The organism is Thalassospiraceae bacterium LMO-SO8 (assembly GCA_031655335.1).
In the GTDB taxonomy this organism is placed as follows: Bacteria; Pseudomonadota; Alphaproteobacteria; order Rhodospirillales; family Casp-alpha2; genus UBA1479.
This window is the reverse complement of the sequence record CP134226.1, coordinates 1,443,546-1,457,051: the sequence shown is the minus strand read 5'-3', so window position 1 is coordinate 1,457,051 and position 13,506 is coordinate 1,443,546. Positions and strand designations below refer to the sequence as shown.

Below are 13,506 nucleotides of genomic sequence, written 5' to 3'. Positions count from 1 at the left end.
GCGACGGGAATGGATCCTGACGAACCACCGCGGTTCTACGGCCGGCGGCGGGGCAAGAAGCTCCGCCCCGGCCGCCGCGCCTTGGTCGAAGACCTGCTGCCGGCCCTGCGCGTGCCGGCGGGCGACGGGCCGCTCGACCCCGCCGATCTGTTCGACGGGCGGATGTCCGCCTACTGGATGGAAATCGGCTTCGGCGCCGGCGAACACCTGGCCGATCAGGCCCAGGCCCATCCCGATATCGGCTTCATCGGCTGCGAGCCGTTCGTCAACGGCGTGGCGACCCTTCTTGCCCAGATCACGGAACGGTCGCTGGACAATATCCGCCTGCACGACGACGACGCGCGCCGGCTGCTGCCGCGCCTGGCGCCGGGGTCGATCGGCCGCGTCTATCTGCTGTACTCCGACCCCTGGCCCAAGAAACGCCACTGGAACCGCCGTTTCGTGCAGCGCGACACCCTGGATCAACTGGCCCGCATCCTGGCCCCCGGCGGTCTGTTCCGCTTCGCGACCGACCACATGGGCCATGCCCGTTGGGCCTTGGGCCTCGCGGCCAACCATCCGGAATTCGAGTGGACGGCCAGGACGGCGGCCGATTGGCGCACGCGCTGGGCCGACGGATACCCCACCCGCTACGAGGAAAAGGGCCTGGCCGGCCCGCACCGGGTCTATCTGGAGTTCCGCCGCCGGGGCGGGTAGGGCGCGGAAAATCACGGCGAGGCTTGTCTTGCGGACGATTTGGGACTATATAGGCCCCGCATTTCGCGTTTAAGGAAATGCGCTTCGTTAAGTCCGATAACGGAATTGATGGGGCGGGCCGGTGGCCCGCCTTTTGTGTTTTTTGTACCAGATGCTTCGCGGCCGCCGACCGGGCCGCGGAAGACAGGAACCCCGACCACGTGACCTTGGAACAGCGCATCGCCGAGATCATCCGCCCGGCCATCGAGGATTTGGGCTTCGAGCTTGTCCGCGTCCTGGTGTCCGGCCAGCGCAACAAGAAGCTGCAAGTCATGGCCGAGCCCAAGGACGGATCGGCCATGAACGTCGATCATTGCGCGGTCATCTCGCGCACCGTGTCGGCGTTGTTGGACGTGGAAGACCCGATCGACGACGCCTATGTGCTTGAGGTCTCGTCGCCCGGGATCGACCGGCCGCTGGTCAAGCTGGCCGATTTCGCGCGCTATGCCGGGTTCGACGCGCGCGTCGAAATGGACGTCCCCGTCGCGGGGCGGCGCCGGTTTTCCGGCCGCCTGCTCGGCGTCGACGGCACGGACGTGGTGATGGACGTGACGGAAGGCGAGGTCCGCCTGCCCTTCGCCGACATTCAGAAATCAAAGCTGCTGATGACCGACGAATTGATCGCGGCGCATCAGCAGGCGGACGAATAGGCCGCCCCTACGGAAACCGACTTTTTTGTGAGTTTGAAGGAACATCGGAAATGAGCGACGTCATGCAAAACGAAGCCGTCCACGCCCGCCCGGAACTGCTGGCCGCCGCCGATCAGGCCGCCCGCGACAAGGGCATCGAGCGGGACGAGGTCCTGGAAGCCATGGAACAGGCGATCCAGAAGGCCGGGCGCTCCAAATACGGGCATGAACACGACATCCGCGCGGTCATCGACCGCACCTCGGGCGCGATCACGCTGGCCCGCTATCTCGAAGTCGTCGAAGATGCCGCCGCCGTCGAGAACGAAATCACCCAGCTGACCCTGGAACAGGCCAAGCAGCGCAAGGCCGACGCGGTGGTCGGGGAATTCCTGGTCGATCCCCTGCCGCCCATCGACTTCGGGCGCATCGCGGCCCAGACCGCCAAGCAGGTCATCGTCCAGAAAGTGCGCGAGGCCGAGCGCAAGCGCCAGTATGAGGAATACCAGGACCGCATCGGCGAGGTCGTGAACGGCCTGGTCAAGCGCATCGAATACGGCAACGTGATCGTCGACCTGGGCCGCGCCGAGGCATTGTTGCGCCGGGATGAATCGATCCCGCGCGAGCATTTCTCCAACGGCGACCGGGTGCGCGCCTACATCATGGACGTGCGCGAGGAAACCCGCGGTCCGCAGATCTTCCTGTCGCGCACGCATCCGCAGTTCATGGCGGCCCTGTTCAAGCAGGAAGTGCCGGAAATCTACGACGGCATCATCGAAATCAAGTCCGTGGCCCGCGATCCGGGTTCGCGCGCCAAGATCGCCGTGCAGTCGCACGACTCGTCCATCGATCCCGTCGGCCCCTGCATCGGCATGCGCGGCTCGCGCGTGCAGGCCGTGGTCGGCGAATTGCAGGGTGAAAAGATCGACATCATCCAGTGGTCCCCGGACGAGGCGGCGTTCATCGTCAACGCCCTGGCCCCGGCGGAAGTGTCCAAGGTCGTCATGGACCAGGACGCCCACCGCATCGAGGTCGTGGTGCCCGACGATCAGCTGTCGCTGGCCATCGGCCGGCGCGGCCAGAACGTGCGCCTGGCCTCGCAGCTGTCCGGCTGGGACATCGACATCTTCACCGAAGCCGAGGAATCGGAGCGCCGCAACGAGGAATTCCGCGCCCGTTCCGCCCTGTTCGTGGAAGCCCTCGACGTCGACGACGTGATCGCCCACCTGCTGGTCACCGAAGGCTTTTCCAAGGTCGAGGAAGTGGCCTTCGTGCAGATCGAGGACCTGACCGACATCGAAGGCTTCGACGAGGACGTGGCCCGCGAGTTGCAGGCCCGCGCCCAGACCTACCTGGAAACCCGCGACGCCGAGTTCGACGCCCGGCGCCGCGAACTGGGCGTCGAGGACGACCTGATCGAAATCGAGGGCATCACCAACGAATTGATGGTGGCGCTCGGCGAGGCCGGCGTGAAAAGCCGCGACGATCTGGGCGATCTGGCCGGTGACGAGCTTCTGGAAATCGCCCCCCAGGGCACGATGACGCTCGACGCCGCCAATCAGATCATCATGGCCGCCCGCGCCCATTGGTTCGCCGACGAAGAGGCAGCGGCCGGTGACGGCGAGGCGGATGCGGCGGCCGGCGAAGACGGCGGCGACGCGCCGCAGGCGTCCTAGGGGCCCGTTGTGGCGCACGGCGAGACGGCACGATGAGCTAGAACCGGAGACAGGCATGACCCGCGGACTACAGACCCACGCGGAAGACGACATGGTCCCGGCGTCCGATGAGGACGGCGGGCCCGTCCGCCGCTGTGCCGTCACCGGGGAAAAAAAGCCTGTCGCGGAACTCATCCGTTTCGTCGTCGGCCCCGACGACTGCGTCGTTCCCGACCTGGCCGGCAACCTGCCCGGGCGGGGAATATGGTTGAGTGCCCGCCGCGATGTGGTAAATACAGCCAGCGAAAAAAACCATTTCGCCAAGGCGGCCAAGCGCAAGGTCACCGTTCCGCCCCGGTTGGCGGACGATATCGAGGCGCAGATGGTCCGCCGCTGCATGGATGCGCTGGGTCTGGCGCGCCGGGCGGGCCGGGTTGTCGCCGGGTTTGAAAAGACCGACGCCTGGCTGAGGACAGCCAAACGCGGTCTGTTGGTTGCGGCCCGGGACGGCAGCGAGGACGGCAAGTCCAAGCTGCGGGCCCTGGCGCCGGGACTGACGCAATTCACGGTCCTGGACGCAGCCGAACTGGGCCGCGCGCTGGGCCGGGACCATGTGGTCCACGCGGCGGTCGCGCCCGGTGGCTTGGCGGATCGCCTGGTCTTCGAACAAAACCGGCTTTTGGGGTTTCGCGAGGGCGCCCCGGCCGGAAAGACTTCTCCCTCGCAGGAATAGGCCGGGTTCACTGGAGCCCGAAAATCCGGAGCTCCGGACCGTGCCGATCGGAAGGTATTGATGGCTGAGACGACTGAAAAAGACAAGGCGGACAAGGGCGGCAGCGGCAAGCTGGGCCTGGGCGGCGGCGGCGGAAAGCTGACGCTGAACAAGACCGTGGAAAAGCGCCAGACGCGCCAGAACTTCTCCCACGGGCGGTCCAAGATGGTCACCGTCGAGGTCAAGAAGAGCCGCACCATCACGCCGGCCAAGGACGACGCGCGCCCGGCGGGCGCCGGCGACGCCCCGCGCGATGACGACGGCGACACGTCGACCCGCGATCTCACCGATCAGGAACTCCAGGCCCGCCAGAAGGCGCTGGAGACCGCGCAGCAGACCAAGGACGAGGCCCCCGAAGCCGCGCCGTCCCGGCCGCTCGGCCCGACGCCGGTCGTGCGCGCCGAACCGGAACCGGAACCGGCCGAAGACGCCGCGGCCGTGGCCGACGAGCCCGACGCCCCGGCGCCGGCCCCCGCGCCGGCCGATGTGGCGCCGGCACCGATCCCCGGCGAGGATGGGCGTCCCGCCCGGCCGCGCCCGGCGGCGGCCCGCCAAGAGGACGACGACGACGGCCCCCGCGGCAAGAGCCGCGGCAAGAAGGGCCCGGCCGAAGTCCGCCGCGCCGCGCCCACGCGGGGCTACAACGAACGCCGCCGCGGCAAACTGACGATCTCCGACGCGCTTGAGGGCGAGGAAGAGCGCCAGCGCTCCATCGCCTCGGTCCGGCGCGCGCGCGAACGTGAAAAACAAAAGCAGCGTGAGCTGCTGCAGGAAGGTGCCAAGGTCGTGCGAGAAGTCGTTGTTCCCGAAGCCATTACCGTTCAGGAACTGGCCAACCGCATGGCCGAACGGGGTGCCGACGTGGTCAAGTCGCTCATGAAGATGGGCGTCATGGCCACCATCACCCAGACGATCGACGCCGACACGGCGGAACTGGTGGTCGAGGAATTCGGTCACCGCATCCGCCGCGTGTCCGAGTCCGACGTGGAACAGGGCCTGCGCCGCGACCAGGACGATCCCAAGGATCTGACGTCCCGCGCACCCGTGGTCACCGTGATGGGCCATGTCGATCACGGCAAGACGTCGCTGCTCGACGCGCTGCGCGCGACCGACGTGGCCGGCGGCGAAGCCGGCGGCATCACGCAGCACATCGGCGCCTATCAGGTGACGACGCCGTCGGGGGCGAAGATCTCGTTCATCGACACCCCGGGCCACGCCGCGTTCACCGAAATGCGCGCGCGCGGCGCCCAGGTCACGGACATCGTGGTGCTGTGCGTCGCCGCCGACGACGGCGTCATGCCGCAGACCATCGAGGCCATCCACCACGCGAAGGCCGCGGGCGTGCCGATCATCGTCGCCATCAACAAGATCGACGTGCCGGGCGCCGACCCCAGCCGGGTGCGCACGGAACTGCTGCAGCACAACGTTCAGGTCGAGGAAATGGGCGGCGACGTGCTGTCCATCGAGGTCTCGGCCCTGAAGAAGACCAACCTGGACAAGCTGGAGGAGGCGATCGTCCTGCAGGCCGAACTGCTCGACCTCAAGGCCAACCCGAACCATGCCGCCGAAGGCGTCATCGTCGAGGCCCGCATGGAACAGGGCAAGGGCTCGGTCGCCACGGTGCTGATCCAGCGCGGCACGCTGCGCGTCGGTGAAATCTTCATCGCCGGCTCCGAATGGGGCCGGGTGCGCGCCATGTCCGACGCCCACGGCGAACAGCTCGACGAAGCCGGGCCTTCCGTGCCGGTCGAGATTCTGGGTCTCAACGGCACGCCGCAGGCGGGCGATGACTTCGTCGTCGTCGATTCCGAATCCCGCGCCCGCGAGGTCACGGAATTCCGCCAGCGCCAGGAACGCAACAAGCAGGCCGCCGCCGGCGGCCGCGGCACCCTCGAACAGATGTTCGAACGGATCCAGGAAGGCGAAGCCCAGACCGTGCCGCTGGTCATCAAGGCGGACGTGCACGGTTCGGCCGAGGCCATCGTGGGCGCCCTGGAGAAGCTGTCGACCGACGAGGTCCGGGTGCAGGTTCTGCATTCCGGCGTCGGCGGCATCAACGAAAGCGACGTGACGCTGGCCCGCGCCTCCAACGCGGTGATCGTCGGCTTCAACGTGCGCGCCAACCCGCAGGCGCGCGACCTGGCCAAACGCGACGGTCTGGATATCCGGTACTATTCGGTGATCTACAACCTGACCGACGACATCAAGGCCCTGCTGTCGGGCCTGCTGGCGCCGACCATCCGCGAAAACTTCCTGGGCTACGCCGAAGTGCGCGAAGTCTTCAACGTGTCCAAGGTCGGCAAGGTCGCCGGCTGCATGATCACCGAAGGCACCGTCAAGCGCGGCGCCAAGGTCCGCCTGCTGCGCGACGACACGGTGATTCACGAGGGCGACCTGAGCCAGCTGAAGCGGTTCAAGGACGACGCCAAGGAAGTCCAGTCGGGCACGGAATGCGGCATGGCGCTCGCCAATTACCAGGACATCCAGGTCGGCGACGTCATCGAATGCTTCGAAACCGAGGAAGTGGCCCGGGAACTCTAGGGTTCCGGGCGCACGACCGCCGATCCGCCCGGACCCGGGCGGGGCCACAGGGTCCCGCCGGCCGGCCAATGGTAGCGCATCGCCATGTCAGAAAAATCCCGTAAACGGCAGGCCGGGGCCAAGCCGCCCTCGCAGCGCCAGCTTCGCGTCGGCGAGGAACTGCGCCATGTCCTGGTGCGGATTCTGGAGCGCCGCGATTTCCGCGACCCGCTTTTGGCCGAGGCCAATCTGACCGTGACCGGCGTCGACGCCAGCCCGGACCTGCGCCGCGCCACGGTGTTCGTGGTGCCGCTCGGCGGCAGCGTGATGAGCGACATCGACACCGACGCGGTTCTCAAGGCGCTCAACCACGCCACGCCCTATATCCGCCGCCAGGTCGCGGGGGAGGTCAGCCTCAAGTTCCTGCCCCAGTTCTCCTTCCGTCTGGATCACAGCTTCGAACATGCGGGGCGCATCGGCGCCATCCTGCATGACCCCCGCGTGCGCCGCGACCTGGAAACCCCGGGCGATCCGGCGGACGACGAGTAGGCTAGGCAGAGGATGGGCCGTCGCCGCAAGGGTCTCGCCATTCACGGCTGGATCAATCTCGACAAACCGTTGGGCGTGACCTCGACCCAGGCCGTGGGCCGGGTCAAGCGCCTGTTCAACGCGGCCAAGGTCGGCCATGGCGGCACCCTCGACCCGCTTGCCACGGGCATCCTGCCGATCGCGCTGGGCGAGGCGACCAAGACCGTGGCCTATGCCATGGACGGGGAAAAGGAATACGTCTTCACCATTCGTTTCGGAATCGAGACGGAAACCGGAGACGGCGAAGGCGCCGTGTCGGCGGAAAGCGACGCGCGGCCCACGGACGCCGAGATCACGGCCGCCCTGCCGGCCTTCACCGGCGAGATCGACCAGGTGCCGCCGCGCTATTCGGCGATCAAGGTGGATGGCGAGCGGGCCTACGACCTGGCCCGCGGCGGCGAGGATTTCGAGATGAAGTCCCGCCGCGTCACGGTCCTCGACCTGACCCTGGAAAGCCGCCCCGACGCCGACCATGCGGTGATCCGCTGCCGTTCGGGCAAGGGGGTCTACGTGCGCTCCCTGGCCCGCGATCTGGCGCGCGCGCTGGGCACCGTCGGGCATGTTTCCGTGCTGCGCCGGACGGCGGTCGGGCCGTTCACGGAAAAGGGGTCGATTTCGCTAGATAATCTGGAGGCTCTGGGGCATAGTGCGCGCGATTCCGGGCACCTTTTGCCCGTCGAGACCGCGCTGGACGACATCCCGGCGCTGGCCCTGACGGAAGCCGAGGCCCGGCGGCTGGCCCAAGGACAGGCCATCGCGGCCCTTCCCGTCGCCAGCCGTTCGCCGTTCAAGAACATCCGCCAAGGCGACATGGTTTCGGCCATGCTCGGCGACCGGCTGGTGGCTCTGGCGGAGATCAAGGGCGGCGAAATCCGTCCTGTACGGGTTCTGAACCTGGATGGTTCGGAAACCTGATCTTCAACAATCAAGAACAGGAGTATGACGATGTCGATTACCGCTGAGCGGAAGCAGGAACTTATTGGCGAGTTCCAATCGGGCAACGGCGACACCGGGTCGCCCGAAGTTCAGGTCGCCATTCTGACCGAACGGATCGCCAATCTCACCGAACACATGAAAACCCACAAGCGGGATTTCCATTCCCGCCGGGGCCTTCTCATGATGGTCGGCCAGCGCCGGCGTCTGTTGGACTATCTGAAAAAGAAGAACGACGGCCGCTACGAAGAGCTGGTCAAGCGCCTGGGTATTCGGCGCTAATTTACAGGAATGGGCGTGCATCCGTCATGTGACGGAATGTTCTCCGTGGGCGGCCAGGGTACGGATGCCGCCTTTCGCCCCGCCGTTTTCCGCCGCCGTCATGGCCGTGGAAACAACGCTTCGGGGCCGGGCCGCCCGGCAGGGTGCCGGGGGTCCAACGGGCAGGGGTCCGCGATTGGCGCGGGCTTCCGGTCCCACGTACGTTTGTAGGAAGAGTAGAAAATGATGTTTCAAGAGTTTCGTAAGGAAATCGACTGGGGTGGGCGCAAGCTGATCCTGGAAACCGGCAAGATCGCGCGTCAGGCCGACGGCGCCGTGCTTGCCACCTATGGCGACACCAAGGTGCTGTGCACCGTGGTCGCGGAAAAGACGCCCCGTCCGGGCATCGATTTTTTCCCGCTGGCCGTCCATTACGTTGAAAAGGCCTATGCCGCCGGTAAGATTCCGGGTGGTTTTTTCAAGCGTGAAGGCCGTCCCGGCGAAAAGGAAATTCTCACCTCGCGCCTGATCGACCGGCCCATCCGGCCGTTGTTCGCGCCGGGCTACAAGAACGAAGTGCAGGTCATCTGCACGGTCCTGACCCACGATCTGGAAAACGACCCGGACGTGCCGGCCATGATCGGCACCTCGGCGGCGCTGTGCATCTCGGGCGCGCCCTTCATGGGCCCGATCTCGGGCTGCCGCGTCGGCATGATCGACGGCGCCTTCGTGCTCAACCCGACCTGTGACCAGATGACGGAAACCAAGCTCGACCTGTTCGTCGCCGGCACCCAGGAAGGCGTGCTGATGGTCGAATCGGAAGCCCACGAGCTGTCGGAAGACGACATGCTGGGTGCGGTGATGTTCGGCCATAAGGCCAACCAGGACGTCATCAAGGGCATCATCGAGCTGGCCTCGGCCTGCGCCAAGGACCCCGTCGACCTGCCGGCCGAGCCGGAAGGCAAGAAGGCCCTGGCCGACAAGGTCAAGGCGCTCGCCGAAACCGGCCTGCGCGACGCCTACAAGGAAACCGTCAAGCAGCTGCGTCAGGAAAAGATCTCGGCCGTGAAGGCCAAGGTCGCCGAAGACCTGGCGGCCGACGACAGCATCGACCAGGACCTGGTCGGCGCGGCCCTCGGCGGCATCCTGAAAAATCTGGAAAGCGACATCGTGCGCCGGGACATTCTGGCGACCGGCAAGCGCATCGACGGCCGCGACACCAAGACCGTGCGCCCGATCGCCGCGGAAGTCGGCGTTCTGCCCCGGACCCACGGTTCGGCCCTGTTCACCCGCGGTGAAACCCAGGCCCTGGTGGTCGCCACGCTGGGCACCGGCCAGGACGAACAGATCATCGACGATCTCGCCAACGACCATCGCCGCACCTTCATGCTGCACTACAACTTCCCGCCGTTCTCGGTCGGCGAAGCGGGCCGTTTCGGCTTTACCGGGCGGCGTGAAATCGGCCACGGCAAGCTGGCTTGGCGGGCGCTCAACCCGCTGATGCCGTCGAAGGACGAATTCCCCTATACCATCCGCGTTGTTTCGGAAATCACCGAATCCAACGGCTCGTCCTCGATGGCCACGGTCTGCGGCACCTCGCTGTCGCTGATGGACGCGGGCGTTCCGCTGCCGCGTCCGGTGGCGGGCATCGCCATGGGCCTGATCAAGGAAGGCGACGAATTCGCGGTCCTGTCGGACATCCTGGGTGACGAAGATCACCTGGGCGACATGGACTTCAAGGTCGCCGGCTCGTCCGAGGGCATCACCTCCTTGCAGATGGACATCAAGATCACCTCGATCACCGAGGAAATCATGAAGATCGCCCTGGGCCAGGCCAAGGACGGCCGCCTGCACATCCTGGGCGAAATGTCCAAGGGGCTGACCTCGGCCCGTGAAGGGGTCGCGGACACGGCACCGCGGATCACCCAGTTCACCATCAACAAGGACAAGATCCGCGAAGTCATCGGCCCGGGTGGCAAGATGATCCGCGAAATCTGCGAGGTGACGGGTGCGAAGATCGACATCGAAGACGACGGCACCGTGCGTGTCGCCGCCGTCGATGCGGCCGCCGGCGAAGCCGCCATCGACTGGATCAAGTCGATCACCCAGGAACCGGAAATCGGCGCCATCTACAACGGCAAGGTCGTGAAGGTCGTCGATTTCGGCGCTTTCGTGAACTTCATGGGCGCCAAGGACGGCCTGGTCCACATCTCGGAACTGGCCAACGAACGGGTCGGCCAGGTCACCGACGTCGTCAACGAAGGCGACCAGGTGAAGGTCAAGTTGATCGGCATCGACGACCGCGGCAAGGTCAAGCTGTCCATGCGGGTCGTCGACCAGGAAACCGGCGCGGACATCACCGACCAGGTCGGTGAACGGTCCGGCGGCGGTGGCCGGGGCGGCAAGCCGCGCGAGACGCAGGACGCCTAAGCGGCATCCGGTCTGCATACGAAGTGCCTCAGGGGGCGGTGCCGGAAGCGGCGCCGCCCTTTGTCATCGGGCTGTTCGCCACGGTTGCCTTGGGGCGGATTCTCTGGCTATTGTGCGGCTGAGATCAAGCACAAGAATCCGGTTCTAAACGGCCCGGACAAAACAGAAACTTAAAAGCCGTGTTGCCGGGGGGATGCCCGCATTCAAGACGGCTTGCCCAAGGGAGGCGGGCAGGAATGGCCGCAAGCGTGTGACCAAGAAAAACGCCTATTCCTATGAAGATTTGATCGCCTGCGGGAAGGGCGAATTGTTCGGTCCCGGCAATGCGCAGCTGCCACTGCCGCCGATGCTGATGTTCGACCGCATCACGGCGATTTCCGACGAGGGCGGCGCCAACGGCAAGGGCTTCGCCGAGGCGGAATTCGACATCAATCCGGACCTGTGGTTCTTCAAGTGCCACTTTCAGGGCGACCCGGTGATGCCCGGCTGCCTGGGCCTCGACGCCTTGTGGCAGCTGTTGGGCTTCTACCTGGGCTGGACGGGGGCACCCGGCCGCGGCCGGGCGCTGGGCGTCGGCTCGGTCAAGTTCACGGGCCAGGTTCAGCCGGATGCGAAATTGGTCCAGTACCGCATCGATATCCGGCGCGTCATGGCGCGTCAGATCACCCTCGGCATCGCCAACGGCGTGATGCTCGTGGACGGCAAGACCGCCTACGAGACCGAGGACTTACGCGTAACCTTGTTTACCGACCCCGAAGGGTAGTAAGAGAAGCCCATGAGACGTGTGGTCGTTACCGGAATGGGAATCGTGTCACCGATCGGCAGCAACGTTGCCGAGGTGACGGACAGCCTGCGCGCGGGGCGCTCGGGCATCGTGTTCTGCCCTGAGTATGCGGAGCGCGGGTTCCGCTCGCATCTGCATGGTGCTCCGACGATCGACATGGACGACAAGATCGACCGCAAGCTGCGCCGCTTCATGGGCGACGGGGCGGCCTACGCCTATATCGCCATGAAGGAAGCCATCGCCGACGCCGGACTGTCCGACGCCGACGTGTCCGACGAGCGCACGGGCCTGGTCATGGGCTCGGGCGGGCCGTCGACCTCGGCCCTGATCGACGCCGCCGACACGGCCCGGGAAAAGGGCGCCAAGCGCATCGGCCCCTACGCGGTGCCCAAGGCCATGTGCTCCACCGTGTCGGCCAACATGGCGACCGCCTACCACATGCGCGGCCTCAGCTATTCCATCTCGTCGGCCTGTTCGACCTCGGCCCATTGCATCGGCAACGGGGCGGAGCTGATCCAATGGGGCAAGCAGGACGTGGTGTTCGCCGGCGGCGGGGAGGAACTGCATTGGTCGCTGACCGTGCTGTTCGACGCCATGGGGGCCCTGTCCTCCAAATACAACGACACGCCCGAGCGCGCGTCGCGTCCCTTCGACGCCGGCCGCGACGGCTTCGTCATCGCCGGCGGCGCCGGCGTGGTTGTGCTTGAGGAGCTGGAACGCGCCCAGGCCCGGGGTGCCAAGATTTACGGCGAAGTGGTCGGCTACGGCGCCACGTCGGACGGCGTCGACATGGTCGCGCCCTCGGGCGAAGGGGCCATGCGCTGCATGCGTCTGGCCACGGCGGCCCTCGGCAACACCAAGGTCGATTACATCAACGCGCACGGGACCTCGACCCCGGCCGGCGACATGACCGAGCTCAAGGCGATTCAAGAGGTGTTCGGCGCCCACAAGCCGAAGATTTCCTCGACCAAGTCGCTGACCGGCCATTCCCAGGGGGCCACGGGCGCGCACGAGGCGATTTATTCCCTGATCATGCTGAACAACGATTTCATCGCCGCCTCCGCCAACGTGGAAAACCTCGACCCGGAAGCGGGCGGCGCGGACATCGTTACAAAACGCATCGACGACGCGGGACTGAACTGCGTGCTGTCCAATTCCTTCGGTTTCGGCGGCACCAACGCCACGTTGGCGTTCAAGCGGCTCGAGGCATAATCGGCGGGCCCCCGCCGGCCCGCGCAGGAGAAGTCCCATGAACGGCCCCGTTGACGGATCTGGCGTGCCCCCGCAGGACACCCCCGATGCACCTCAGTTGCATTCAAATATCATGGCCGGCCGCCGGGGCCTGGTTCTGGGCGTGGCCAATGACCACTCCATCGCCTGGGGCATCGCCCGCACCCTGCGTCAGCACGGCGCGGAACTTGCCTTCACCTACCAGAACGAAGCCATCGCCAAGCGGGTGACGCCGCTCGCGGCCGAGCTCGGCTCGACCCTGGTCATGCCCTGCGAGGTCGAGGATCAGGCCTCGATCGACAGCGTGTTTCAGCGCCTCAAGGCGGAATGGGGCGGGCTCGACTTCGTGGTCCATGCCGTCGCCTATTCGGACAAGGACGAGCTCAAGGGCAAATACCTGAACACGTCGCGCGACAACTTCCTGCGCACCATGGACGTCAGCTGCTATTCCTTCACGGCCCTGGCCCGCGCGGCGGCGGACATGATGGGCGAGGGCGGCTCCCTGATCACCCTGACCTACACGGGCTCGACCCGTGTGATGCCCAACTACAATGTCATGGGCGTGGCCAAGGCGGCACTGGAAGCCAGCGTTCGGTATCTGGCCGCCAACCTGGGGCCGCAGGGCATTCGGGTCAACGCGATCTCGGCCGGGCCCATGCGCACGCTCGCCGGCAGCGCCATCGGCGGCGCGCGGCACGTCTATAAATGGAACCAGCGCCACGCGCCGCTGAAGCGCACGGTGCGGCTCGAGGATGTCGGGGGGGCGGCGCTCTACCTGCTGTCCGAGCTGTCCGCCGGCGTCACCGGCGAGGTCCATCACGTCGATTCCGGGTACAACATCATCGGCCTGCCCAATCCCGAGGACATGATCGACGATTGAGCGCGCCCGCGCGGAATTTCCACCCGTCCAGGCGTAACAATTAAGCCTGGAATAAACGTTAGACATCTTTATATAATCATTCTAATTCTGAG

12 protein-coding genes are annotated in these 13,506 nt (G+C 66.2%); all 12 read left to right on the top strand.

Annotated elements, in window-relative coordinates:
- The first annotated feature begins 9 nt into the window (after positions 1-9).
- The 12 genes from trmB (at position 10) to fabI (ending at position 13,414) form a co-directional block, all read left to right on the top strand.
- Entirely contained in the window at positions 10-696 is a 687-nt protein-coding gene (gene trmB, locus RJ527_07055) for a tRNA (guanosine(46)-N7)-methyltransferase TrmB (GenBank protein WND77493.1), read from the top strand.
- A gap of 200 nt (positions 697-896) precedes the next feature.
- Positions 897-1,385 carry a ribosome maturation factor RimP gene (rimP, locus tag RJ527_07050; GenBank protein WND77492.1) on the top strand — a complete coding sequence of 163 codons (489 nt, stop codon included), beginning with the start codon at positions 897-899 and terminating at the stop codon, positions 1,383-1,385.
- Between the two features lie 50 nt (positions 1,386-1,435).
- Positions 1,436-3,037, top strand: a complete 1,602-nt coding sequence (gene nusA, locus RJ527_07045) for a transcription termination factor NusA (GenBank protein WND77491.1) — start codon at positions 1,436-1,438, stop codon at positions 3,035-3,037.
- A 55-nt stretch (positions 3,038-3,092) separates the two neighbouring features.
- Positions 3,093-3,749, top strand: coding sequence for an RNA-binding protein (locus tag RJ527_07040; protein ID WND77490.1), 657 nt, complete (start codon positions 3,093-3,095; stop codon positions 3,747-3,749).
- Between the two features lie 60 nt (positions 3,750-3,809).
- Positions 3,810-6,329, top strand: a complete 2,520-nt coding sequence (infB, locus tag RJ527_07035) for a translation initiation factor IF-2 (protein ID WND77489.1) — start codon at positions 3,810-3,812, stop codon at positions 6,327-6,329.
- Positions 6,330-6,413: 84 nt separating this feature from the next.
- The gene (rbfA, locus tag RJ527_07030; protein WND77488.1) at positions 6,414-6,857 is read left to right on the top strand and encodes a 30S ribosome-binding factor RbfA; all 444 of its coding nucleotides are present in this window, start codon (positions 6,414-6,416) and stop codon (positions 6,855-6,857) included.
- Positions 6,858-6,869: 12 nt separating this feature from the next.
- Positions 6,870-7,811 (top strand): tRNA pseudouridine(55) synthase TruB, encoded by a 942-nt coding sequence (gene truB, locus RJ527_07025; protein ID WND77487.1) that lies wholly within the window; start codon positions 6,870-6,872, stop codon positions 7,809-7,811.
- Positions 7,812-7,841: 30 nt separating this feature from the next.
- On the top strand, positions 7,842-8,111 hold the full coding sequence (gene rpsO / locus RJ527_07020) for a 30S ribosomal protein S15 (GenBank protein WND77486.1): 270 nt from the start codon (positions 7,842-7,844) through the stop codon (positions 8,109-8,111).
- A 222-nt stretch (positions 8,112-8,333) separates the two neighbouring features.
- The gene (gene pnp / locus RJ527_07015) at positions 8,334-10,520 is read left to right on the top strand and encodes a polyribonucleotide nucleotidyltransferase (protein WND77485.1); all 2,187 of its coding nucleotides are present in this window, start codon (positions 8,334-8,336) and stop codon (positions 10,518-10,520) included.
- A gap of 250 nt (positions 10,521-10,770) precedes the next feature.
- Entirely contained in the window at positions 10,771-11,283 is a 513-nt protein-coding gene (fabA, locus tag RJ527_07010) for a 3-hydroxyacyl-[acyl-carrier-protein] dehydratase FabA (protein WND77484.1), read from the top strand.
- Positions 11,284-11,295: 12 nt separating this feature from the next.
- A complete protein-coding gene (gene fabB / locus RJ527_07005; protein WND77483.1) occupies positions 11,296-12,516 on the top strand; it encodes a beta-ketoacyl-ACP synthase I in 1,221 nt (406 codons plus the stop codon).
- A 112-nt stretch (positions 12,517-12,628) separates the two neighbouring features.
- Positions 12,629-13,414, top strand: coding sequence for an enoyl-ACP reductase FabI (gene fabI / locus RJ527_07000; protein ID WND78031.1), 786 nt, complete (start codon positions 12,629-12,631; stop codon positions 13,412-13,414).
- The last annotated feature ends 92 nt before the right edge of the window (positions 13,415-13,506 follow it).